This is a genomic window from Streptomyces ossamyceticus (assembly GCF_001418475.1).
GTDB lineage: Bacteria > Actinomycetota > Actinomycetes > Streptomycetales > Streptomycetaceae > Streptomyces > Streptomyces ossamyceticus.
The window spans coordinates 1-24,103 of sequence record NZ_LIQX01000037.1; the positions used below are offsets into that span (position 1 = coordinate 1).

A 24,103-nucleotide genomic window follows, 5' to 3' on the forward strand; every position below is an offset into this window, starting at 1 on the left:
GGCCCGGGTCCAGCGCCACCAGCGCCGCCGCCGAGTTCAGCAGCACCGCGTCGCGGACCGGGCCCGTCTCCCCCGCCAGCAGGCGTCGTGCGACGTCCGCGTTGTAGGACGCGTCGGCGCCCCGCAGCGCGGACACCGGCACCAGTTCCAGGCCCACGTCCCGCGGATCGAACGTCTCCTCCGTCACCTTGCCCTCGCGGACGACCCACACCCGCGACGTCGCCGTGGTCGTCAGCTCGTCCAGCCCGTCGTCGCCACGGAACACCAGCGACGAGTTGCCGCGCTCGGCGAAGACACCCGCCATGATGGGCGCCATACGGGGGTCCGCGACGCCTACCGCCTGGGCCCGCACCTTCGCCGGGTTCGCCAGCGGCCCGAGCGCGTTGAACACCGTACGGATGCCCAACTGCCCGCGCGCGGCGGCCACATGACGCAGCGCCGGGTGGAACTTCACCGCGAAGCAGAAGGTGATGCCCGCTTCCTCGGCGACCTCCGCGACCCGCTGCGGGGTCAGCTCCAGATTGACGCCGAGCTTCTCCAGTACGTCGGACGCGCCGGAGGCCGAGGACGCGGCGCGGTTGCCGTGCTTGACGACCTTGGCGCCCGTACCGGCGACGACGATCGACGACATCGTGGAGATGTTGACCGTCTTGGCGCCGTCGCCGCCCGTACCGACGATGTCGACGGTCCGCCCCGACACCTCGATCACCTTGGCGTGCTCGTACAGCGCCCGCACCAGCCCGGTGATCTCGTCGACGGTCTCGCCCTTGGCCCGCAGCGCCACCACGAACCCGGCGATCTGCGCGTCCGTCGCCTCACCGCGCATGATCTGGTCCATCGCCCAGAACGTGGCGCCGGCGTCCTGGTCCTGCCCGGCGAGGAGCGCGTTCAGCACCTGGGGCCAGGAACGGTCCGCCGCGGTGTCGCCTCCGGCGGGGGTCACAGCGCTCATCAGCCGCTCCTGGTGGTCGTAGCCGCGGGGACGGTCACCGCCCGCGGACGCGAGGTCATCGATGCTTCTCACCCTATCCAGCTCCGAGCACGGCGAAGCGGGGGATCAGTGGTGGCCGTGGCCGCTCGTGATCTCCTTGTACTCCTCGACGCTGGGCTTGAGGATCTGGTTGTCCTCGCCGTAGTAGCCCTTGCTCAGCTTGGCCCGCAGCTTCTCGCGACGCGTGATCTTGCGGGTGACGCCGTTCTCGTCGACCGCGGGACCGATCTCGGCCGGCTTGTACTGCTCGTGGGCCGTGAGCGTGTGCAGCTGCTCCTGGCTGAGCGGCTCGTGGACCTCGATGAACTCACCGTGCGGCAGGCGCTTGATGATGCCGGTCTCGCGACCGTGCAGGATCTTGTCCTTGTCGCGGCGCTGGAGGCCGAGGCAGATGCGCTTGGTGACGATGAACGCGAGGACCGGGGCCACGAAGAACGCGATCCGGACGAACCAGGTGATGGCGTTGATCGACAGGTGGAAGTGGGTCGCCCAGAGGTCGTTTCCACCACCGATCAGCAGAACCATGTACCAGGTGATCCACGCGACGCCGAAGGCCGTACGGGTCGGGGCGTTGCGCGGGCGGTCCAGGATGTGGTGCTCGCGCTTGTCGCCGGTGACCCAGGACTCGATGAACGGGTAGACCGCGATCGCGACCAGGACCAGCGGGAAGATCACCAGCGGGATGAACACACCCAGGACGAGCGTGTGACCCCAGAAGTTGATCTCCCAGCCCGGCATCACACGGATCAGGCCCTCGGAGAAGCCCATGTACCAGTCGGGCTGGGCGCCGGTCGACACCTGGTCCGGACGGTAGGGACCCATCGTCCAGATCGGGTTGATCGTGGCGATCGCCGAGATGACCGCGATGACACCGAAGACCAGGAAGAAGAAGCCTCCGGCCTTGGCCATGTACACGGGCAGCAGCGGCATGCCGACGACGTTGTTGTTCGTCTTTCCGGGGCCCGCGAACTGCGTGTGCTTGTGGTAGAAGACCAGGATCAGGTGCGCCACCAGCAGGCCCAGCATGATGCCGGGCAGCAGCAGCACGTGTACCGAGTAGAACCGGGCCACGAAGTCGCCGCCGGGGAACTCCCCGCCGAAGAGGAAGAACGACAGGTACGTGCCGACGATCGGCACGGACAGGACCGCGCCCTCCATGAAGCGGACACCGGTGCCGGAGAGCAGGTCGTCCGGGAGCGAGTAACCGGTGAAGCCGGTGAACATGCCCAGGACGAACAGCAGGAAGCCGAACAGCCAGTTGACCTCACGCGGCTTGCGGAACGCGCCGGTGAAGAACACGCGCATCATGTGCACGAACATGCCGGCGAGGAAGACCAACGCGGCCCAGTGGTGGATCTGCCGGATCAGCAGACCACCGCGCACCTCGAACGAGATGTGCATGGTCGAGTTGAACGCCTCGGACATCAGCTGGCCCTGCAGCGGGACGTACGGGCCGTGGTACTCCACCTCGTTCATCGACGGGTGGAAGAACAACGTCAGGTACACACCCGTGAGGATGATGATGATGAAGCTGTAGAGGCAGACCTCACCCAACATGAACGACCAGTGGTCGGGGAAGATCTTGCGCATGTTGGCCTTGGCCAGGGAGTAGATCCCGAGCCGGCCGTCGGCCCAGTCGGCGACGCGCTCGCCGGCCGGTGCCTTCCCACGCTTGTCGCGTGCGTCGGTGGTGGTTGCAGTGCTCATCCGCGCTCCCAGAAGGCAGGACCGACGGGCTCTTCGAAGTCGCTCAGGGCTTCGAGGTAGCCGTCTTCGCCGACGGTGATCCGCAGCTGCGGCAGGGCGTGACCCGCGGGACCGAAGATCACCTGGCCCGCGTCGGCGAGGTCGAAGGTGGACTGGTGGCAGGGGCAGAGCACGTGGTGCGTCTGCTGCTCGTACAGGGAGATCGGGCAACCGACGTGGGTGCAGATCTTCGAGTAGGCCAGGATGCCCTCGTGACCCCACTCCAGTGACTTCTTGGACTTGATGTTGTCCGGCTGGATCCGGACGATCATCAGGGCGTCCTTGGCGATGTTCTTCTGGAAGTCGTGGTCTTCCTCGCTCAGGCCGTCCGGCATGGCGAAGGTCAGCGACCCGACCGCGACGTCCGCGGGACGCAGCGGCTCACCCGTGTTCATGTTGACGAGCTTCTTGCCCTTGGCCCAGGTGGTGTGCCGCAGCTTGGTGCCGGGCAGCGGACCGAGGTCGCGCAGCAGGACGACACCGGCGAGCGGGACCATCGCCATCGCGCCGAGCATCGTGTTGCGCACCAGCTTGCGCCGGCCGATGCCCGACTCGGCGGCACCCTCCTTGAAGTCCGCGTGGACCTTCGCGCGGACCTCGGGTGAGGCCTCGATCGGGTGACGCTCGTCGGCGACCTCCACATCGGACATCAGGGTGCGGGCCCAGTGGACCGCGCCCGCGCCGATGCAGAACAGAGCCAGGCCCAGCGTGCCGCCCAGCGCGAAGTTCAGCGCGCTGATGTGCCCGATCGGCCAGACGTAGATCGACCGGTCGACGGGGATCGCGACATACGAGGCGATGAACGCGATGGTGGACAGCATCGACACCGTGAACAGCAGGGCGACCGTGCGCTCGGACCGCTTGGCGGCCCGCTCGTCGATGTCCTGGATCCGGTGCTCGTGGGGCGGGAGGCCGGGGTCCGCGAAGGGGTTCTCCTCGTCCGCGACCTTCACCGCGCCGTGCGCGTCGCCCTGCTCAGCAGGCAGGTTCTCTTCTGGAATGTCTTGGCTACTCATGACTTCTTGGCCTTTGCGGTCCGAGCGGCGACCCACACGGCGACAGCGATCAGCGTGCCGAGACCGAAGACCCAGCCGAACAGGCCCTCGCTGACGGGACCGAGTCCGCCGAGGCTGAGGCCACCGGGCTCCACGGTGTCATCGCTGTTGACCGCTTCGAGGTACGCGATGATGTCCTTCTTGTTCTCCTCCGACAGCGTGGTGTCGGGGAAGGACGGCATGTTCTGCGGGCCGGTCTGCATGGCCTCGTAGATGTGCTTCGGGTCGACACCCTCAAGGCTCGGCGCGTACTTGCCCTCGGACAGCGCACCGCCCTTGCCGGTGAAGTTGTGGCACTGAGCGCAGTTCGTCCGGAACAGCTCGCCGCCCTCGGCGATGTCCGCGCCCTCGGGGTTGTACGCGTTCTCGGTCGGGATCTCGGGACCGGCGCCCAGCGAGGCGATGTACGCCGCGAGCTGGTCGATCTGGGCCTGCGAGTAGATGTTCTTCTTCTTCGGGACCTGCGCGCCGGGCTGCTGCGCCGGCATACGGCCCGAGCCGACCTGGAAGTCGACGGCCGCCGCGCCCACGCCCACCAGGCTCGGCCCGTCGGAGGTGCCCTCGCCGCCCTTGCCGTGGCAGCTTGCGCAGCCCACCAAGTAGAGCTTCTTGCCCTCCTCGATGGTGAGGGTCTGGGCGGTTTCATCGGCCTGCGCCTTGTCCGCGGGCGCGAAGGCGGTGTACAGCCCCCCGGTGGCCGCCAGCGCGATGAGTAGGACGACGACCGCCGCCAGCGGATGGCGTCGTCGTGCGGAGAGCTTTTTCACGGATTACCCCGGTGTCAGGATCTTCTGCGTCGGTGCTTCTGGAAGGGTCGTTCTCGGGATCGAGGCGGGCGTACGGTCCGCCCGGCTCGTCCGCCCGATTACTTGATCATGTAGATCGTGGCGAAGAGGCCGATCCAGACGACATCGACGAAGTGCCAGTAGTAGGACACGACGATGGCTGCGGTCGCCTGCTCGTGGGTGAACCTCTTGGCCGCGTAGGTGCGCCCGAGGACCAGCAGGAAGGCGATGAGGCCGCCCGTCACGTGCAGGCCGTGGAAGCCGGTGGTCAGGTAGAAGACCGAGCCGTACGGGTCGGACGAGAGCGACAGGCCCTCGTGCTTGACCAGCTCGGTGTACTCGAAGACCTGACCGCCGATGAAGATCGCACCCATCACGAACGTGACGATGAACCACATCCGGAGCTTCTTCACGTCCCCGCGCTCGGCGGCGAACACGCCGAGCTGGCAGGTCAGGGAGGAGAGCACCAGGATCGTGGTGTTGGTCGCCGAGAACGGGAAGTTCAGGGTGTCGGCCTTCTCGGCCCAGAACGTCGGACCCGTCACCGATCGCAGGGTGAAGTACATCGCGAAGAGGGCCGCGAAGAACATCAGCTCGGAACTCAGCCAGATGATGGTTCCGACGCTGGTGAGGTTCGGCCGGTTGACCGACGGGTGCGCGTGCCCGGTATCTACTGTCGTTGCTGTCGCCACGACCGACATTATGTCGGTCGCTTATCCCGCCCTCACTCCGGGGGGTGCCGTTCGGAGTGTTGCTCCCTTCCGTACCGGTGTTGACGTGGTGTTCAAGGGAGTAGCATCCGCGCATCGGTCCCTGTCCGTACGACGTCTGAATCTTCTGCGTAACGGAGGAACAATGCGCCCGACCGCCACGGTGCTGGTGTACAGCGACGACTCCAACACCCGTGAACAAGTACGGCTGGCGACCGGCCGGCGCCCCGCCTCGGACGTCCCGTTCGTGGAGTTCCTCGAGTGCGCGACCCCGGCGGCCGTCGTGAAGGAGCTGGACAAGGGCGGTATCGATGTCTGCGTCCTCGACGGTGAGGCCGTGCCCATGGGGGGCATGGGCCTGTGCCGGCAGATCAAGGACGAGGTCTTCGAGTGCCCGCCGGTGCTGCTGCTGATCGGCCGGCCTCAGGACGCGTGGCTGGCGACGTGGAGCCGCGCGGACGGGGCGGTGACGCTGCCGGTGGACCCGGTGGAGTTCGCGTCGGCGCTGGCGTCCCTGCTGCGTGGGAAGCGGGCGCTGAGCGCCTAGGCCGTACCCGTCCGCGCCCCTGAGGGGGCGCGGCCCTTCCCTCACGCCGATTCGGGGCGCAGTCGGGCCTGGACCTCGGAGCGGGGTGCCTGCTTGGTGCCGGCCGTGAGGGCGCTGCCCTCGCGCCACTTCTGCCAGTCGAGGTTCCAGTCGCCGAAGCCGTTGCCGAAGGGGGCCATGGTGTCGCCGGCGGAGTTGACGACCTTGACGATGTCGCCCTCGTTGATCGTGTCGTAGAACCACTCGGCGTTGGCGCTGCTCATGCCGGTGCAGCCGTGGCTGACGTTGGCGTAGCCCTGGGAGCCGGTGGACCAGGGGGCGGCGTGGACGTACTCGCCGCTGTTGGTGACCCTGACGGAGTTGTGGACGACCAGGTCGTAGAAGTCCGACGCACCTATGCTGGCGCTGGTCATGCGCACGGTGCCTTCCTTGGCCAGGACGACCTTGACCCCGTTGCGGGTGTCGTAGCCGGGCATCCCCGTGGTGACCGGGATCTCCTTGATGACCTTGTCGTTCTTGTAGACGGTCATCCGGTGCGCGGCGGCGTCCGTGACAGCGACGATCTTGTCGCCGGTGGTGAGCGTCAGGGGGTCGGCCTTGCCGCCCCAGAGACGGTCACCGATCTTTATGCCGTCCAGGTTGCTGCGGACCTTGATGGTCGCGCCCGCGGGCCAGTACTCCTTGGGCCGGTAGTGGAGCTTCTTGTCGTCCACCCAGTGCCAGGCGCCTTCCGTGGCGGGCGTGGACTCCACCTTGAGCGCGCGTTCGACGACTGCCCTGGCCGCCTTGTCCTTGACGGCCCTGCTGAGTTCGGCGGTGACGGGCTGGCCGACGCCGTACTTGCCGCCCTTGGGCCCGAAGGTGACGGTCAGGCGCTTCTTGGCGAGCGGCCGCCCGGTGTCGAAGGTCCGCTCCTCGCGGCCGGGGGCGCCGTCGTCGTCCTCGGTGCTCACGCGGACCGTGTAGCGGGCGTTGGCGGCGAGCGGTGAGGTGGAGTGCCAGCGGCTGCCGTCGGCGGAGAGTTCGCCCGCCACGTAGCGTCCTGCGGCGTCCACGGCGGTGACGTCGGTGATGCGTCCGTCGTCCTCGGCGGTGACTTCCAGGGGCTTGTCCGGGTCGGCCTTCTCGCCGTCGCCGGAGGGGGTGTTGAAGGAGACCTGGTCGGCCGCGTCGTACGGCTTGCCCGAGAGCGGGTGCCCGCCGGAACCACAGGCGGTGACGCCCGCTCCCAGCGAGACGACCAGCAGGGTGCAGCTGACGACCGTGCGGTTTCGCGGTGTAGTGCTCATGGCTTCAACGTAGGAACGGCCGTCGGGCGCGGCGCGCCGAGTGGGCCGAGTGAGGGACATTCGGCGTGGCAAACGAGGGAAGCCCGGACCTCCTGTCGGAGTGTCCGGGCTTCCGCCGCTCAGCGCGTGTTACTGGTTCTGGTTCTCTCCGCGGTAGTACTCGAAGACCCAGCCCCACAGGCCGACCAGGATGACCGGCAGGGCGAAGTACAGCAGCCACCAGCCGAAGACCACGCCCAGGAAGGCGAGCGCGCCACCGATGCCGAGGGAGAGCGGCTGCCAGCTGTGCGGGCTGAAGAAGCCCAGCTCGCCCGCGTCGTCCGCGACGTCGGCCTCCTTGTCGTCCTGTGCGCCCACGTCGACCCGCCGGGCCGTGAAGGCCAGGTAGTAGCCGACCATGATGCACAGGCCGAAGGCCAGGAAGAGCGCCGTGGTACCGGCCGGCTCCTTCGACCACACGCCATAGACGATCGCCATGGCGAGGACGAAGACGCTCAGCCAGATGAACATCTTGCCCTGGATCTTCACTTGCCGGCCTCCTTGCCGCTGCCGCTGCCCGCGAGCTCGTTGGCGCGGGGAGCGCCGTGCGCGAGCTGCTCGAGCGCGGCGATCTCCGGGTGGTGCAGGTCGAACGCCGGGGATTCGCTGCGGATCCGCGGCAGGGTGAGGAAGTTGTGCCGCGGCGGCGGGCAGGAGGTCGCCCACTCCAGGGAACGGCCGTAGCCCCACGGGTCGTCGACGCCGACGGGCTTGCCGTACTTGGCCGTCTTCCACACGTTGTAGAGGAACGGCAGGATCGACAGGCCGAGCACGAAGGAGCTGATCGTCGAGATCGTGTTCAGGGCGGTGAAGCCGTCGGCCGCCAGGTAGTCGGCGTAACGACGCGGCATGCCCTCGGCGCCCAGCCAGTGCTGGACGAGGAACGTGCCGTGGAAGCCGATGAACAGCGTCCAGAACGTGATCTTGCCGAGGCGCTCGTCGAGCATCTTGCCCGTCCACTTCGGCCACCAGAAGTGGAAGCCGGAGAACATCGCGAAGACGACGGTGCCGAACACCACGTAGTGGAAGTGCGCCACCACGAAGTACGAGTCGGAGACGTGGAAGTCCATCGGGGGCGACGCCAGGATGACACCGGTCAGACCACCGAAGGTGAAGGTGATCAGGAAGCCGGTCGCCCAGAGCATCGGGGTCTCGAAGGACAGCGAGCCCTTCCACATCGTTCCGATCCAGTTGAAGAACTTCACGCCGGTCGGTACGGCGATGAGGAACGTCATGAAGGAGAAGAACGGGAGGAGCACGCCACCGGTGACGTACATGTGGTGCGCCCACACCGTGACCGAGAGGCCGGCGATCGCGATGGTCGCGCCGATCAGGCCCATGTAGCCGAACATCGGCTTGCGGGAGAAGACCGGGATGACCTCGGAGATGATGCCGAAGAACGGCAGGGCGATGATGTACACCTCTGGATGGCCGAAGAACCAGAAGAGGTGCTGCCAGAGCAGTGCGCCGCCGTTGGCCGCGTCGAAGACGTGGGCCCCGAACTTGCGGTCCGCCTCCAGGGCGAACAGCGCGGCCGCGAGGACCGGGAAGGCGAGCAGGACCAGGACACCGGTCAGCAGCACGTTCCAGGTGAAGATCGGCATGCGGAACATGGTCATGCCCGGTGCGCGCATGCAGATGATCGTGGTGATGAAGTTGACCGAGCCGAGGATCGTGCCGAAGCCGGAGAAGGCCAGACCCATGATCCACATGTCGGCACCGACACCCGGGCTGCGGACCGCGTCCGACAGCGGGGAGTAGGCGAACCAGCCGAAGTCGGCCGCACCCTGCGGGGTGAGGAAGCCGGCCACCGCGATCAGCGAGCCGAAGAGGTACAGCCAGTACGCGAACATGTTCAGCCGCGGGAACGCCACGTCGGGCGCGCCGATCTGCAGCGGCATGATCCAGTTGGCGAATCCGGCGAACAGCGGCGTCGCGAACATCAGCAGCATGATCGTGCCGTGCATCGTGAACGCCTGGTTGAACTGCTCGTTCGACATGATCTGCGTGCCCGGACGGGCCAGCTCGGCGCGCATGAGGAGCGCCATGACGCCGCCGATGCAGAAGAACGCGAACGACGTGACCAGGTAGAGCGTGCCGATCGTCTTGTGGTCGGTGGTCGTCAGCCACTTGACGACGACCTCACCGCGGCGCTGGCGCCGGACGGGCAGCTCGTCCTCGTAGTGGGACCCCGCCGCCGCGGCACCCTGAGGTTCGTTGAGGATGCTCACAGTTGGTTCGTCTCCCGGTTCTTCTCGTGCTTCGTCTGCTCAATACCGGCCGGGACGTAACCGGTCTGGCCCTGCTCCGCGAGCTCCTTGAGGTGCTGCTCGTAGCGCTCGGGGGAGACGACCTTGACGTTGAAGAGCATCCGCGAGTGGTCCACACCGCACAGCTCGGCGCACTTGCCCAGGAAGGTGCCCTCCTGGTTGGGGGTCACCTGGAAGGCGTTGGTGTGGCCCGGGATGACGTCCTGCTTCATCAGGAACGGCACCACCCAGAAGGAGTGGATGACGTCACGCGAGGTGAGGACGAAGCGGACCGTCTTGCCCTTGGGGAGCCAGAGGGTCGGGCCGGGGTTGCCGGTCTGCGGGTTCTTGTCACCGGGGATACCGCAGGTGTAGACGCCGCCGGCGTTGGCCGGGAAGTCCTTCTTGTACCGGTCCGGGATCGCGGCGAGGTTGGCGTCCTTGGCGGCGTCGCCGGTAGAGCCGTCGACGTTCTCGATGTAGTTGAAGCACCAGCTCCACTGGAAGCCGACCACGTTGACGGTGACGTCGGGCTTCTTGGACGTGTCGAGGAGCTTCGACTCGTCGCGGGCGGTGAAGTAGAACAGCACCGAGACGATGATCAGCGGAACGACCGTGTACAGCGCCTCGATGGGCATGTTGTACCGGGTCTGTGGGGGAACCTCGACCTTGGTGCGGCTGCGCCGGTGGAAGAAAGCACTCCACAGGATCAGGCCCCAGACCAGTACGCCCGTGGCGAGCGCGGCCGCCCAGGAACCCTGCCACAGGGAGAGGATCCGGGGAGCCTCTTCCGTGGTCGGGGTGGGCATACCAAGGCGAGGGAAGTCCTTGTATGTGCAACCGGTGGCGGTCGCCAGGACCAGGCCCGCAGTCAGTGCCTGCAGCAGCTTCCGCCGCATCGGGCGCCGCGGCGAGCGGTCGGAGCCGTTGGGACTCACGTAGCGCCTTCCCGAGAGTCTCGCCCGCGCAGGTCAGGCTGCGGCCTTCTCGCTGGTCGGTCGCCGCCCTGCGGCGGGCAGGGGTTTGGATGTTTATGCGGACCAAACCCTACTGGACGCGATTTGGGGTCGCGCGGGGAGGGGGGCCCAACACTCCGTGGGTCACGCCGTGCGCCTAATAGCTCGACAGTTCGGGGGGTTTGGCGGGTTCAGGCGGGTTATGAGTTTTCGCGCAGTTCTCCGCGCCCCGTTTCACTCGCCCCGAGGCTTTAGCGTTGACCTGTGGCGTACTTCGACTCTGCTTCCTCCGCTCCCCTCCATCCCGTGGCCCGGCAGGCGCTGTTGGCCTCCCTGGACGAGGGGTGGGCCGATCCCGCCCGGCTGTACCGGGAGGGGCGGCGGGCGCGGATGCTGCTGGACGCCGCCCGCGAGGCGGCCGCCGAGGCCGTGGGGTGCCGGGCGGACGAGTTGGCGTTCACCTCGTCCGGGACGCGCGCGGTGCACTCCGGGATCGCGGGGGTGCTGGCGGGGCGGCGGCGCGTGGGACGCCACCTGATCGTGTCGTCCGTCGAACACTCTTCGGTGCTGCACGCGGCGGAGGTCCACGAGGCCGGGGGCGGGACGGTCACCCGGGTGGTGGTGGACCGGTCGGGGGCGGTGTCCGCGTCCTCCTTCGCCGAGGCCCTGCGCCCCGACACCGCGCTGGCCTGTCTGCAGTCCGCCAACCACGAGGTGGGGACGGAGCAGCCGGTGGCCGAGGTGGCGGCGGTGTGCCGGGAGGCGGGGGTGCCGCTGCTGGTGGACGCCGCGCAGTCGCTGGGGTGGGGCCGCGTCGACGGGGACTGGTCGGTCCTGACCGGGAGCGCCCACAAGTGGGGCGGCCCGTCCGGGGTGGGGCTGCTCGTCGTGCGCAAGGGGGTGCGGTTCGCGGCCCAAGGGCCCGCGGACGAGCGGGAGTCGGGGCGGGCCGCCGGGTTCGAGAACATCCCGGCGATCGTGGCGGCGGCGGCCTCGCTGCGGGCGGTGCGGGCGGAGGCCGAGGCGGAGTCCGTACGGCTGCGGGAGTTGACGGAGCGGATCCGGACGCGGGTGCCGGCACTGGTGCCGGACGTGGAGGTGGTCGGGCATCCGGAGCGGAGGCTGCCCGGTGTCGTCACCTTCTCCTGTCTCTATGTCGACGGGGAGACCTTGCTGCACGAGCTGGACCGCGAAGGCTTCTCCGTGTCGTCCGGGTCCTCCTGCACGAGCAGCACGCTGACCCCGAGCCATGTGCTGCGCGCCATGGGGGTGCTGAGCGAGGGCAATGTGCGGGTGTCGCTGCCGGCGGGCACGGCGGAGGAGGACGTCGAGCGGTTCCTCGCCGTGCTGCCGGGGGCGGTCGCGGCGGTGCGGGAGAAGCTGGGCGCGCCGGCCCCGGCCGCGGTGGTGCGCGAGGACGCCCTCGTCGTGGACGCCCTCGGCAAGCGGTGCCCCCTCCCCGTCATCGAGCTGGCGAAGGTGATCGCGGACGTCCCCGTCGGCGGCACCGTCCGCGTCCTCTCCGACGACGAGGCGGCCCGTCTGGACATCCCGGCGTGGTGCGAGATGCGGGGCCAGGAGTACGTCGGAGAGGAAGCGGCGGAGCGGGGCTCGGCCTATGTGGTGCGCCGGGTGAGCTGAGCCGTCGGGCGAGGTGGGCCGTCAGGCGAGGTGGGCCTTGACCTCGGCGGCGGCCTCGTCGCCGTACGCCTTGGTGAACCGCTCCATGAAGTGGCCGCGGCGCAGCTGGTACTCCTGCGTGCCCACGGTCTCGATGACGAGGGTGGCGAGCATGCAGCCGACCTGGGCCGCGCGCTCCAGGGAGACGCCCCAGGCGAGCCCGGAGAGGAAACCGGCGCGGAACGCGTCGCCGACGCCGGTGGGGTCGGCCTTGCGCTCCTCGTCCGGGCAGCCGACCTCGATCGGGTCGTGGCCGACGCGCTCGATGCGGACGCCCTGCGCGCCGAGGGTGGTCACCCGGTGGCCGACCCGGTCGAGGATCTCCGCGTCCGACCAGCCCGTCTTGGACTCGATGAGGCCCTTCTCGTACGCGTTGGAGAAGAGGTAGGTCGCGCCGTCCAGCAGTATCCGGATCTCCTCGCCCTCCATGCGGGCGATCTGCTGGGAGAAGTCGGCGGCGAAGGGGATGCCGCGCGAACGGCACTCCTCGGTGTGGCGGAGCATCGCCTCCGGGTCGTCGGCGCCGATGACGACCAGGTCGAGGCCGTCGACGCGGTCGGCGACGGTCTTCAGCTCGATGAGGCGGGCCTCGCTCATGGCACCGGTGTAGAAGGAGCCGATCTGGTTGTGGTCGGCGTCGGTGGTGCAGACGAAGCGGGCCGTGTGCAGCGTCTCGGAGATGCGCACGGAGGCCGTGTCCACGCCGTGCCGGTCGAGCCAGGCGCGGTACTCGTCGAAGTCGGAGCCGGCCGCGCCGACGAGGATCGGCCTGGTGCCGAGCTGCCCCATGCCGAACGCGATGTTCGCGCCGACACCACCCCGGCGGACGTCGAGCTGGTCGACGAGGAAGGAGAGGGAGACCGTGTGCAGCTGGTCCGCGACGAACTGGTCGGCGAAGCGGCCCGGGAAGGTCATCAGATGGTCGGTGGCGATGGAGCCGGAGACTGCGATACGCACGGCGAGGACACGCTCCTGCGGAGGGAGAGGGGATTGACAGTTCACGCTACCGGGTCGTCCAGGCCCTCAGAAGCAGGCAAAACTACCCGATAGTAGGTCTTTCTTCGTGGGGTTCCCGGTGCGTACGGTGCCGATATGACGAACCCCAAGATCCACGGCACCGTCCCGTTCGACCCTGACGGCGGCCTCGCCGCGCTGCGCGGCGACTGCGCCCGGATGGCCCCGCACTGGGCGGCCCCCGCGAAGGTCATTACGGCTCCGGTGCCCCCTTCGCTCATCCACGGGGTGACGGTTCCCGCGACCTCCGCACGGCTGGTGGACGCGATGTCGGACTACGGCGACTGAGGGGTCCGCCGCGCATCCGCCCGACCGACGGGGAACCGTCGGCTCCTCCGCCGCGTCCCATCGCTGTCCCCCGTATAGGGGAGGCGGTGTACGACCAGCCGAAGGAGCGATGCGGTGAACGCCGAGCGACCCGACCACCCCGAGAACCCGGACGAGGGCACCCGGCCCGACGCGACCGAGGAGCTCAGGGCTGCCGGGGACCGGGCCGAGGAGGTCGAGAAGACCGACCGGGCCGAGAAGGCCGGGAAGACCGACCAGGCCGAGGCCGAGGAGACCCCCACGGGGGCCGGTGACGACGAGGCGCGTGCCCGTGCGGCCGATCCCTCGGACGAGGGCGGCGACGATCGGTCCGAACCCGCGGAGGCCGCGGACGACGGTAGTGACGACCGGGGTGGTCCGGCCGAGGGCGCCGACGAGGCGCGGGAGGACCGTACGGCCGGCGTGTCCGAGGTCGCCGAGGTCGGGCGGGCCGATGTCGGGCAGGCCGAGGCCGCCGACGCCGAGGACACCCGGAGGTCGGCGCGGCGGCGGTCGCGTGTGGTCGTGGCCTCCGTGGCCGCGGCGGTGCTGCTCGTCGGCGGTGGTGGGGCGTTTCTCGCGGCGACCACGTCCGGTGGGTCCGGCGATGGCTCCGGGCGCTCGGCCGGGGCCGACGGCACTCCTCCGCCGCTGGCGCTCGACGGATACGGCGGCGGCGGTCCGAAGGGCATCGCTCCTGGTGAACCCGACCCCAATGGGGTGACCTACGAGGCTGTCGGCAAGCTGCCGGACGGCCCCGACTCGGCCCCGGTGTACCGGGCCGAGGGGCAGGTCACGGCCGTTGAGGTGGCGCGGCTCGCGAAGGCGCTGGGCGTCGAGGGCGAGCCGAGGGCCGAGGGCGAGAGCTGGCGGGTCGGCACCACGCGCGACGGATCGGGCCCCACGCTGCACGTCGGCCGGCAGGCGCCGGGCGCGTGGACGTTCAGCCGGTTCACACCGGGCACCGACAACTGCCAGAAGGTCGACGTCTGCACCGCCGTGCCCCCGGCCGGCGACGCCGACCCGGTGAGCGAGGCGGCGGCGAGGAAGGCGGCGACACCGATCCTCAAGGCCGTCGGCCAGGACGACGCCAAGCTGGACGTCTCCCAGCTCCTCGACGCCGTCCGCGTGGTGAACGCCGATCCCGAGGTCGGCGGGCTGCCCACATACGGCTGGGCGACCAACCTCCAGGTCGGCGCCGACGGCACGGTGGTCGGCGGCAGCGGCAACGTGAAGGCGCCGGTGAAGGGCGACACGTACCCGGTGGTCGACGCGGAGCGGGCACTGGAGCTGCTGAACGACTCGGGGCAGGGCGTCGGCCCCGCCCGCGAGGATGTCACGCCGTCGCCGTCGAAGCCGCGCTCCGTGCCGATGGCGGTCGACGGCGCGGTGTTCGGGCTGGCCTCCCACCAGATCGCCGGCCGGCCGGCGCTGGTGCCGTCCTGGCTGTTCGAGGTACGGCCGCCGCAGAAGGCCCCGGCCGGGTTCACGGTGACGTATCCGGCCGTCGACCCGAAGTACCTGGTCTCCTCCCGGCCGGAGGAGCCGAGCGAGGGGCCCGAGGACCCGAACGTCCCCGGCGACCGGCCGCCGGCCGACCCCGCGTCGCGGAACGTCCCGGTGCAGGGCTACACCGCGGACGGCAGCGAGCTGACCGTCAGCTTCTGGGGCGGGGTGTGCAGCGAGTACACGGCCACCGCGACCGAGAAGTCGGGCGAGGTGAAGGTCACCGTGACCGGCAGCTCCCAGCCCGGCCGGGTCTGCATCATGATCGCCAAGGCGATGGAGCGCACCGTGCGACTGGATGGGCCGGTGGGCGACCGCGAGGTGGTCGGACCGGACGGCGAGGAGATCCCCCAGGGCGGGATCCGGGAGATGCAGCCGCAGTAGGGCCGGCCGCGAGCCGGGAACGGACGAAGGCGGCGTCCCCGTCGGAGGGGGACGCCGCCTTCGTCGTGCTCAGCGCGCGCCGTACGGCGTGCGGGCGGGCTCAGCTGAAGGAGTCGCCGCAGGCGCAGGAGCCGGTCGCGTTCGGGTTGTCGATGGTGAAGCCCTGCTTCTCGATGGTGTCGACGAAGTCGATGGTGGCGCCACCGAGGTAGGGGGCGCTCATGCGGTCGGTGGTGACCTTCACACCGTCGAAGTCCTTGACCACATCACCGTCGAGCGAACGCTCGTCGAAGAAGAGCTGGTAGCGCAGGCCGGAGCAGCCGCCGGGCTGGACCGCGACGCGCAGCGACAGGTCGTCACGGCCTTCCTGGTCGAGCAGGGCCTTGACCTTGGCCGCGGCGGCGTCGGTCAGGATGATGCCGTCGGTGACGGTGGTGGTCTCGTCCGATACGGACATCTACATCTCTCCCGGGTTGTACGGAGACTGCTTGCCGACGAGTGCAACCGCCGGGGTCCCGGATTCATTCCGTCCGGGGCGAGCGGATTTCCACCGCGTCCTTCTTCATGCTCGCACATGGCCCGCGTGGTGGGCACCGGCCGCCGCACGGGCGTCCGGTCCGGCCACCGGGATTCATGTCACATCGACGCTATGGGCATCGTCAACGTGACGTGAAGCGGTTATGATAGATAGCGTCATTTCGACGAAAAGGCTAGCCCGTATGTCCCGCCGGCTCCCCCTCGGGCCGGCGAGCCGCAGAACAGAAAGGGTGCGTGTCGTGACCACCGCCCAGACCCCGGAGCTCGACGTACAGCCGACGCCCCTCGCCCTGCTGCTGCTCGGCCGCGAGGCCGACCCGAGGAGCGAGCGCGGAGTCGACTGCCCCGGCGACCTCCCCTCCCCCTCCGACCCCGACCTGGTGGAGCGTGCCCGGGCGGCGAAGGCGAAGCTCGGCGACAAGGTCTTCGTGCTCGGCCACCACTACCAGCGCGACGAGGTCATCCAGTTCGCGGACGTCACGGGCGACTCCTTCAAGCTGGCCCGTGACGCGGCGGCGCGGCCCGAGGCCGAGTACATCGTCTTCTGCGGTGTGCACTTCATGGCCGAGTCGGCGGACATCCTGACCTCCGACGACCAGAAGGTGGTCCTCCCGGACCTCGCCGCCGGGTGCTCGATGGCCGACATGGCCACCGCCGAGCAGGTCGCCGAGTGCTGGGACGTGCTGACCGAGGCCGGCGTGGCCGAGCAGGTCGTGCCCGTGTCGTACATGAACTCCTCCGCCGACATCAAGGCGTTCACGGGCAAGCACGGCGGGCTCATCTGCACCTCGTCGAACGCGAAGCGGGCCCTGGACTGGGCCTTCGAGCAGGGCGAGAAGGTGCTGTTCCTGCCCGACCAGCACCTGGGCCGCAACACCGCGGTGCGGGACATGGGCATGTCGCTGGAGGACTGCGTCGTCTATAACCCGCACAAGCCGGGCGGCGGCGTCACGGTCGAGCAGCTGCGGGCCGCGAAGATGATCCTGTGGCGGGGCCACTGCTCGGTGCACGGCCGCTTCAGCCTGGACTCGGTGAACGACGTGCGGGCCCGCATACCCGGGGTCAACGTCCTCGTGCACCCCGAGTGCAAGCACGAGGTCGTGGCGGCGGCGGACTACGTCGGGTCGACCGAGTACATCATCAAGGCGCTGGAGGCGGCGCCCGCCGGTTCCAAGTGGGCCATCGGCACCGAGCTGAACCTCGTACGCCGGCTGGCGAACCGTTTCGCGTCCGAGGACAAGGAGATCGTCTTCCTCGACAAGACGGTCTGCTTCTGCTCCACCATGAACCGCATCGACCTGCCCCACCTGGTGTGGACGCTGGAGTCGCTGGCGGAGGGCACCCTCGTCAACCGGATCGAGGTCGACAAGGAGACCGAGGCGTTCGCGAAGCTGGCGCTGGAGCGGATGCTGGCGCTGCCGTAGCCCGCACGCGCCGCGTGCTCACCCCGAGACGGGCTTCCGCTCGGGGTGGGCCGGGTCCAGGGAGCACAGCGTGCCGTCCGGGATCGCCACGACCAGCGCGCTCCCGTAGAGCAGGACCTGTGGCCGGTCCTGGCCGACCGTGGCCGGTCCGGTGCGGGGCAGGGTCTCCCACAGGGGGGTGCCCTTGCGTCCGTCGAGGGCAGCGACCCGTCCGCTGGAGCTCACCAGGTAGAGCGTGTCGCTGCGCCCGTCGTACAGCGGAACACCCGGCCTCTCCAGGCTGGTGCGGGTCCGCCACAGTCGTTTGCCGGTCCGCGGCGACACGGCGGTGACCCGGCCGCTGGACTCGGTGAACACCAGCGTGCCGTCGGCTGCGGTCACCTCGGCCTCGAACGGCTCCGGCAGCTCGGTGGTGGTGCGGGCCCCGGTGTCGGGGTCGATCAGCAGGACGCCGTTGTAGCGACGCCAGTAGCCGGGCTTGCGCTCCTCCCGGAGCATCACGGCCACCCGTCCGTCGAGCACCCCGATGAGGAAGCCCTCGAGCGGGACCTTCCACCGCCGGGCCGATCCGTCGCTGGTGTCCATCGCGACGATCAGGCCGGTCTCGTTGGCCTCGCTCGTCTCCAGGGTGTTGGGCACGCAGGACACGTACAACGCCGTGCCGGACGTCGTGGTCGACTGGCAGTCGTGACCGGCGGGGAAGTCCAGCGACCAGAGTTCGGCTCCGGTGCGCGGCACCCGGGCCGTCGCCGTCCGGGTGTTCGCCTCGGCGACGAGCACGACGTCACCGATCTGCTTGACGGGAAGGTCGGCGTTGACGACCTCGCTGGTCCACAGCCGATCACCGGTCTCGGCGTCGAGGGCGACCAGGCGGGACTGGTCCTCGACAGGGGCCTCGGTGACCACGGTCTGCCGCACCAGTACGGTGCCGTCCACGACGCCGAGAACGGACGAGGCGTACGACCCTCGCTCCGTACCGGCGGGTGCGATGTCGGCGCGCCACACGGTTCTCCCGGTGCGGCCGTCCACGCGTACCGGCAGGATTCCGTCACCGGCGCAGTAGACGGCGTCCCCCTGCGTCCGGCACTGGGGATCGCCGCCCGTCAATGAGCCGTCCCCGGTCAGTGGCTTCCGGGCGCCGGACGACGCGGTCTTGTACACCGTGGTCTGCCAGGGCTTCCAGCCGCTGGGCGGTGACGCCCAGCGGGAGGTCGGGGACGGCCCGGGGGTCTTCGCGTCGCCGCTCTCCGCCCAGCCCGGCCCCAGCAGATACGCCGTCAGCCCGAGGACCAGCGCGCCGACGGTTCCGACCGCGACCAGCACGGGGCGGCGCCGGAGCCGGCGGCCGGGACGGGTCACCGCGTGGACGTCCGCGGCCGGCGTCACGGTCGCAGGCTCCTCCGGGTCCCCCTCGGGCAGGACCGCCGCGAACGCCTCCGCCAGCTCGTCGAGGCCGGGGCGGTCTGCGGCGTCCTTGGCGAGGCACTGCGCCAGGATCGCGCGCAGCGGGGGCGGCACCTCGTCCAGGACGGGCGCGTCGTGGATCACCCGGTACGCCGTCAGATAGGGGCTGTCGGCGTCGAAGGGCCCTTTGCCGGTGAGGGTGTACACCAGCAGGCTGCCGAGGGAGAAGACGTCCGAGGCCGGGCCCACCGTGCGGGCGTCGGTGAGCTGCTCCGGGGACATGAACGGCGGGGTGCCGATCATCTGGCCCGTCTCGGTCAGGGTGTGGTTCTCGGCGGCGCGGGAGATGCCGAAGTCGATGACGCGGGGGCCGTCCCCTGCGATCAGGACGTTCGCCGGTTTCAGGTCGCGGTGCACGACACCGGCGCGGTGGATCTCCCGGAGCGCCTCGACCAGGCCGAGGGCCAGGCGGCGCAGTTCGCCGTCCCGCAGCGGGCCCCGGTCGCGGATCCGCTGGGCGAGCGAGGAGCCGGGTACGTACTGGGTGGCCATCCAGGGGCGCACGGCCTCCGGGTCGGCGTCCACGACGGACGCGGTGAAGGCCCCGCTGACCCTGCGCACGGCGTCGATCTCCTGCCGGAACCGGGTGCGGAAGACGGCGTCCTCGGCGTACTGGGCGTGCACCACCTTCACGGCGACGTCGCGTCCCGACCGGGTTCTCGCCCGGTAGACGACGCCCATGCCCCCGGTGCCGAGCCGGTCGACCAGTCGGTAGCCGCCGACCGATTTCGGGTCGTCGCTGTGCAGCGGCACGCCCGCATCCCTCCCCCGTGCGACCTGTGCAGGCCCTGAACGCCATGAAGGCCGTGAAGCCGTGAAGTTGTAAGCCGTGAAGCCGTGCAGCCGTGCAGCCGTAGGCCGTGAAGTCGTAGGCCGTGCAGCCGTAGGCCGTGCAGCCGTAGGCCGTGAAGCCGGTCGAGCGCCAGGATACGTAATCCGGGGAAGCGAGACGGCCGGGCACCGGACCATCTCAAGTCCGGTGCCCGGCCGTGCCGGTCACGGGGTGTCACACCCCGGCGGTCTCCGTCCGCTCGGGGCGGGGCTCCGTCGCGGCGGACGCGGCGCCCGCGCGCTTCAGGGCCTTCTTCTTCGCCCGGCGCTCCTTGCGGATCTCGACCATCGTGTAGAGGGTCGGGACCAGCAGCAGGGTGAGCAGGGTCGAGGTGATCAGACCGCCGATCACCACCACGGCCAGCGGCTGGGCGATGAAGCCCCCCTCCCCGGTGATGCCCAGGGCCATGGGCAGCAGGGCGAAGATCGTCGCCAGGGCTGTCATCAGGATCGGGCGGAGGCGGTGGCGGCCGCCCTCGACGACCGCCTCGACGGTGCTGTAGCCCTGTCGCCGGTACTGGTTGATCAGGTCGATCAGTACGATCGCGTTGGTGACCACGATGCCGAACAGCATCAGCATGCCGATCATCGCCGGGACGCCCATCGGGGTGCCGGTCGCGACCAGCAGTCCGATGGCGCCGGTGGCGGCGAACGGGATGGAGACCAGCAGGATCAGCGGCTGGACCAGGGACCGGAAGGTCGCCACCAGCAGCATGAAGACGATGGCGATCGCCGCGAGCATCGCGAGGCCCAGCGAGGCGAACGCCTCGTCCTGGTCCTGGGAGACACCGCCGATGTCGGCGGTGGCGCCCGCGGGGAGCGTCAGTCCGTTCAGCTTGGCGGTGAGGTCCGCGCTGACCGCGCCCGTGTTGTCGCCCTTCGGCTTCGCGGTGATCGTGGCGGCCCGCTGGCCGTCGATCCGGGTCATGGAGACCGGGCCGTCCACCAGCTCGACATCGGCGATGGCGCCGAGCTTCACCGGGCCGAGCCGCAGGTTCTTCAGCTTCTCCAGGGTGTCGGCGGGCTTCGCCGACTTGATGACGATGTCCCGCTCGGTGTCGTCGAGGATCGCCCGGCCGGTGGTCGTCCCGCGGACGGCCTGGGCGACGGCGGCGCCGAGGGTCTGGTCGTCGAAGCCGGCCGCGGCTGCCTTGTCGGTGGCCCTGACCGTGATGCGGGGCACGCTCTGGGAGAGGTCGCTGGTGACGTCGGTGACGTTGTCCAGCGTCGCGACGGCGTCCCGGACCTGCTCGGACGCCTTGCGCAGGACATCGGCGTCGGCGGCCTTCACGACCACGCTCAGGTCCTGGCTGCCGAAGCCGTCACCGGCCGCGATGGTCGTCGTACCGATGCCGGACAGGTCCTTCAGACCGTCCTCGACGCGCTCCTGGACGTCCTCGGCGGTCGCCGAGTCCTCCAGCATCACGTTGTACGAGGCCTGGTTGGAGTCGGTGCCGCCGCCGAAGGCCGCCATGAAGCCGGAGGAGCCGATGGTGACCTGGTAGTCCTTGACGCCCTCGGTGCCGGCGAGCAGCTTCTCGACCTTCTTCGTCTGCTCGTCCGTCGCGGCGAGGCTGGTGCCGGGCTTCAGCTCCTGCTTGATGCTGAGGACTTCCTGGTCGCCCGGGTCGAAGAAGTTGGTCTTCAGCAGCGGGGCCATGCCGAACGTGCCGAGCAGGACGACCACCGCGATGACCACGCTGGTGAGGCGGCGCCGGGTCGCGAAGCGCAGGACGGGCACGTAGAAGCGCTGGAGGCGGCTCCTCGCCTCCTTCTCCTCGGCCTTGCGGCGCGCCTCGTCGGCGTCCTCGGGCGTGCCCTTCGGGGCGCGCAGGAACCAGTACGACAGGACGGGTACGACCGTCAGCGAGACGAGGAGGGAGGCCAGCAGGGCCGCCGTCACCGTCAGGGAGAAGCTGCCGAACAGCTCGCCGACCATGCCGCCGGTGAGGCCGATCGGGAGGAACACGGCGACCGTCGTCAGCGTGGACGAGGTGACCGCGCCGGCGACCTCGCGGACCGCCTTGAGGATGGCCTCCTGGCGCTCCTCGCCGTAGCCGAGGTGGCGCTTGATGTTCTCCAGGACCACGATCGAGTCGTCGACGACACGGCCGATGGCGATGGTGAGCGCGCCGAGGGTGAGCATGTTCAGGGAGAGGTCGCGGGTCCACAGGACGATCAGGGCGAGGACCACCGACAGCGGGATGGACACGGCCGTGACGAGGGTGGAGCGGACCGAGGCGAGGAAGACCAGGATGACGAGGACCGCGAACAGCAGTCCGAGCCCGCCCTCGGTGGTCAGGCCCTCGATGGACTTGGAGACCGCCGGGCCCTGGTCGCTGACCACGGTGACGGTGGCGTCCGAGCCGAGGTCCCGGCGCATGTCCGCCAGCTTGTCCTCGACGGCCTCGGAGATGGCGACCGCGCTGCCGTCGCGGTCCATGGTGACCATGACCGCGAGGCTGGGCTCGCCGTTGGTGCGGGTGAGGGAGTCGGCCTTGGCCTCCTCCTCCTTGACGGTGGCGACGTCGGCGAGCCGGACGGGCTTCTTGCCGCCCTCGCCGCGCACCCGCAGGTCCTGGATCTGCCGGAGCGAGGTGTAGCCGCCGCCGACCTGGACCGTGCGGTTGGCGCCGTCCTCGTCGAATGAGCCCGCGGGCATGGTGACGCCGCCGGCCTGGAGGGCCTGCGAGAGGGCCGTCGTGGTCAGGCCCGCCTTCGCGAGCTTGGCGTCGTCGGGGGTGACGGTGACCTGGACGTCCCGTACGCCGTCGACGGTGACCTGGCCGACGCCGTCGATGTCCTCCAGAGTGGGGACGACCGTGCGGTCGATCCGGTCGGCGAGGACCTGCTGGTCCTGGTCGGAGGTGACGGCGAGGACGACGGTCGGCATGTCGTCCGTCGAGCCGGCGATCACCTGCGGGTCCACGTCGTCCGGGAGCTGGGCGCGGACCCGGTTGACGGCCTGCTGGACATCGGCGACGAGCTGGTCGGTGCCGGGTCCGTAGTCGAAGGACGCCATGATCAGGGCGTTGCCCTCGCCGGCGGTGGACGTGACGCCCGTGATGCCGTCGACGCCTTCGAGGCTGTCCTCGATGGGCTCGACGACCTGCTTCTCGACCACGTCCGGGGAGGCGCCCTGGTACGGCGCGAGCACGGACACCATCGGCAGTTCGATGGTGGGCAGCAGTTGCTGTTTGAGCTGGGGTATCGCGATCGCCCCGAAGGCGAGCGCGATGATCGACACCAGACCGACGAGGGCCCGTTGCGCGAGGCTGAACCGAGACAGCCAGGACATGGGTGACCGGATCTCTCTTCTTGTGGCAGGAGCGGAGGAGGAGCGCCGATGCGCGCTCACCCCACACCCTGGGCCATCACGAAGCCCGATCCGTCGCTCCGCAGGTCCATTTCCTTATCCCGCGCATACTCCGGCCGCAGTAGTACGGGGGGAGTTCACTCCACCCTTGGGCGTACCAGGCCCGACTCGTACGCGAAGACCACCAGCTGGGCCCGGTCGCGGGCGCCGAGCTTCGCCATGGCCCGGTTGACGTGGGTCTTCACGGTCAGCGGGCTCACTTCGAGGCGCTCGGCGATCTCGTCGTTGGACAGGCCCGCGGCGACATGGACGAGGACCTCGCGCTCCCGGCCGGTCAGGGTGCCGAGCCGTTCGGAGCGGGCGGTGTCGGTGTCGTCGTCCCCGTCGGGGTCGTCCGACTGGGCGAGGAAGCGGGCGATCAGGCCCTTGGTCGCGGACGGCGAGAGCAGCGCGTCCCCGCCGGCGGCGACCCGGATGGCGTTCAGCAGCTCGTCCGGTTCGGCGCCCTTGCCGAGGAAGCCGGAGGCGCCGGCGCGCAGGGACTGCACGACGTAGTCGTCGACCTCGAAGGTGGTGAGGATGACGACCCTGACGTGGGCCAGCTCGGGGTCGGCGCTGATCATCCGGGTGGCGGCGAGTCCGTCGGTGCCGGGCATCCGGATGTCCATCAGGACGACGTCGGCCCGTTCCTCCTTGGCCCGCCGCACCGCCTCCGCGCCGTCCGACGCCTCACCCACGACCTCCATGTCCGGTTCCGAGTCCACGAGCACCCGGAAGGCGCTGCGCAGCAGGGCCTGGTCGTCGGCGAGCAGGACGCGGATGGTCATACGGGGTCCCCCGGTGCGGTGGTCAGGGTCGCGCGGGTGCTTCCGCGCGGGCCGTGCGGCTGGTGAGCGGCAGGATCGCATGGACGCGGAAGCCGCCTCCGTAGCGGGGGCCGGTGGTGAGGGTGCCGCCCAGGGCGGTGACGCGTTCCCGCATACCGAGGAGGCCGTGCCCGCCGCCCGCGCCGCCGGAGTCCGGGTCGCCGGGGTTCCGAGCGCCGTCGTCGAGGACCGTGATCTCCACGTTCGGTCCCACACGGACGACGCTGACCTCGGCCTTCGCCTGTGTCCCCGCGTGCTTCTGCACATTGGTGAGGGCTTCCTGGATGACGCGGTACGCGGCGAGGTCGACCGCGGCGGGGAGGGTGCTGCCCTCGTCGGCGCGGACCACGTCGACGGCGAGGCCCGCGCTGTGGAAGGTGCCGACGAGGGCAGCACCCTCCCCGCCGC

The 24,103-nt window shown here is 69.8% G+C and carries 20 protein-coding genes; 5 read left to right on the forward strand and 15 right to left on the reverse strand.

What is annotated here, in order from left to right:
- The 5 genes from trpD to ctaE all read right to left on the reverse strand — a co-directional run.
- The coding region (gene trpD, locus AOK15_RS03590; protein WP_055512681.1) for an anthranilate phosphoribosyltransferase at positions 1–952 on the reverse strand (952 nt) is incomplete at its 3' end.
- A gap of 105 nt (positions 953–1,057) precedes the next feature.
- On the reverse strand, positions 1,058–2,698 hold the full coding sequence (gene qcrB, locus AOK15_RS03595; protein WP_055512647.1) for a cytochrome bc1 complex cytochrome b subunit: 1,641 nt from the start codon (positions 2,696–2,698) through the stop codon (positions 1,058–1,060).
- Positions 2,695–3,753 (reverse strand): cytochrome bc1 complex Rieske iron-sulfur subunit, encoded by a 1,059-nt coding sequence (qcrA, locus tag AOK15_RS03600; RefSeq protein ID WP_055512649.1) that lies wholly within the window; start codon positions 3,751–3,753, stop codon positions 2,695–2,697. Before qcrA ends, qcrB begins: the two co-directional genes overlap by 4 nt.
- The gene (gene qcrC / locus AOK15_RS03605; RefSeq protein ID WP_055512651.1) at positions 3,750–4,559 is read right to left on the reverse strand and encodes a cytochrome bc1 complex diheme cytochrome c subunit; all 810 of its coding nucleotides are present in this window, start codon (positions 4,557–4,559) and stop codon (positions 3,750–3,752) included. Before qcrC ends, qcrA begins: the two co-directional genes overlap by 4 nt.
- A 98-nt stretch (positions 4,560–4,657) precedes the next feature.
- A complete protein-coding gene (ctaE, locus tag AOK15_RS03610; protein WP_055512653.1) occupies positions 4,658–5,278 on the reverse strand; it encodes an aa3-type cytochrome oxidase subunit III in 621 nt (206 codons plus the stop codon).
- A 154-nt stretch (positions 5,279–5,432) separates the two neighbouring features.
- On the opposite strand from ctaE, the gene AOK15_RS03615 reads away from it, so the two are divergent.
- Positions 5,433–5,834: a response regulator gene (locus AOK15_RS03615; RefSeq protein WP_055512655.1), complete on the forward strand. Its 402-nt coding sequence runs from the start codon at positions 5,433–5,435 to the stop codon at positions 5,832–5,834.
- 41 nt (positions 5,835–5,875) lie between these two features.
- Here the strand turns inward: AOK15_RS03615 and AOK15_RS03620 are convergent, their stop codons facing one another.
- The 4 genes from AOK15_RS03620 to ctaC all read right to left on the reverse strand — a co-directional run bounded on the left by AOK15_RS03620 (position 5,876) and on the right by ctaC (position 10,349).
- A complete protein-coding gene (locus AOK15_RS03620; protein WP_055512657.1) occupies positions 5,876–7,123 on the reverse strand; it encodes a L,D-transpeptidase in 1,248 nt (415 codons plus the stop codon).
- A 129-nt stretch (positions 7,124–7,252) separates the two neighbouring features.
- A complete protein-coding gene (locus AOK15_RS03625; protein WP_055512659.1) occupies positions 7,253–7,651 on the reverse strand; it encodes a cytochrome c oxidase subunit 4 in 399 nt (132 codons plus the stop codon).
- A complete protein-coding gene (ctaD, locus tag AOK15_RS03630; RefSeq protein ID WP_055512660.1) occupies positions 7,648–9,393 on the reverse strand; it encodes an aa3-type cytochrome oxidase subunit I in 1,746 nt (581 codons plus the stop codon). The genes AOK15_RS03625 and ctaD overlap by 4 nt, the downstream gene beginning before the upstream one ends.
- A complete protein-coding gene (gene ctaC / locus AOK15_RS03635; RefSeq protein ID WP_055512662.1) occupies positions 9,390–10,349 on the reverse strand; it encodes an aa3-type cytochrome oxidase subunit II in 960 nt (319 codons plus the stop codon). The genes ctaD and ctaC overlap by 4 nt, the downstream gene beginning before the upstream one ends.
- 282 nt (positions 10,350–10,631) lie before the next feature.
- Between ctaC and AOK15_RS03640 the strand changes: the two genes are divergently transcribed.
- The gene (locus AOK15_RS03640) at positions 10,632–12,008 is read left to right on the forward strand and encodes a cysteine desulfurase/sulfurtransferase TusA family protein (RefSeq protein WP_055512664.1); all 1,377 of its coding nucleotides are present in this window, start codon (positions 10,632–10,634) and stop codon (positions 12,006–12,008) included.
- A gap of 21 nt (positions 12,009–12,029) precedes the next feature.
- Here AOK15_RS03640 and AOK15_RS03645 read toward each other — a convergent pair whose 3' ends face one another.
- On the reverse strand, positions 12,030–13,004 hold the full coding sequence (locus AOK15_RS03645) for a carbohydrate kinase family protein (RefSeq protein WP_055512666.1): 975 nt from the start codon (positions 13,002–13,004) through the stop codon (positions 12,030–12,032).
- 135 nt (positions 13,005–13,139) lie between these two features.
- Between AOK15_RS03645 and AOK15_RS03650 the strand changes: the two genes are divergently transcribed.
- Both AOK15_RS03650 and AOK15_RS03655 read left to right on the forward strand, forming a co-directional pair.
- Complete coding sequence (locus tag AOK15_RS03650; RefSeq protein WP_055512668.1) at positions 13,140–13,349, forward strand: hypothetical protein; 210 nt, start codon at positions 13,140–13,142, stop codon at positions 13,347–13,349.
- A gap of 114 nt (positions 13,350–13,463) precedes the next feature.
- Positions 13,464–15,257, forward strand: a complete 1,794-nt coding sequence (locus AOK15_RS03655) for a hypothetical protein (RefSeq protein WP_063798939.1) — start codon at positions 13,464–13,466, stop codon at positions 15,255–15,257.
- 100 nt (positions 15,258–15,357) lie between these two features.
- Here the strand turns inward: AOK15_RS03655 and AOK15_RS03660 are convergent, their stop codons facing one another.
- The gene (locus tag AOK15_RS03660) at positions 15,358–15,714 is read right to left on the reverse strand and encodes a HesB/IscA family protein (protein ID WP_055512670.1); all 357 of its coding nucleotides are present in this window, start codon (positions 15,712–15,714) and stop codon (positions 15,358–15,360) included.
- 319 nt (positions 15,715–16,033) lie between these two features.
- Between AOK15_RS03660 and nadA the strand changes: the two genes are divergently transcribed.
- Entirely contained in the window at positions 16,034–17,218 is a 1,185-nt protein-coding gene (nadA, locus tag AOK15_RS03665) for a quinolinate synthase NadA (protein ID WP_055512672.1), read from the forward strand.
- Positions 17,219–17,236: 18 nt separating this feature from the next.
- Here nadA and AOK15_RS03670 read toward each other — a convergent pair whose 3' ends face one another.
- The 4 genes from AOK15_RS03670 to AOK15_RS03685 all read right to left on the reverse strand — a co-directional run.
- The gene (locus AOK15_RS03670; RefSeq protein WP_055512674.1) at positions 17,237–19,435 is read right to left on the reverse strand and encodes a protein kinase domain-containing protein; all 2,199 of its coding nucleotides are present in this window, start codon (positions 19,433–19,435) and stop codon (positions 17,237–17,239) included.
- Between the two features lie 253 nt (positions 19,436–19,688).
- The gene (locus AOK15_RS03675) at positions 19,689–22,811 is read right to left on the reverse strand and encodes an efflux RND transporter permease subunit (protein WP_055512676.1); all 3,123 of its coding nucleotides are present in this window, start codon (positions 22,809–22,811) and stop codon (positions 19,689–19,691) included.
- Positions 22,812–22,966: 155 nt separating this feature from the next.
- Positions 22,967–23,656: a response regulator transcription factor gene (locus tag AOK15_RS03680; RefSeq protein ID WP_055512678.1), complete on the reverse strand. Its 690-nt coding sequence runs from the start codon at positions 23,654–23,656 to the stop codon at positions 22,967–22,969.
- A 22-nt stretch (positions 23,657–23,678) separates the two neighbouring features.
- Positions 23,679–24,103: sensor histidine kinase (locus tag AOK15_RS03685; protein WP_338059878.1), on the reverse strand; the 425-nt coding region annotated here is incomplete at its 5' end.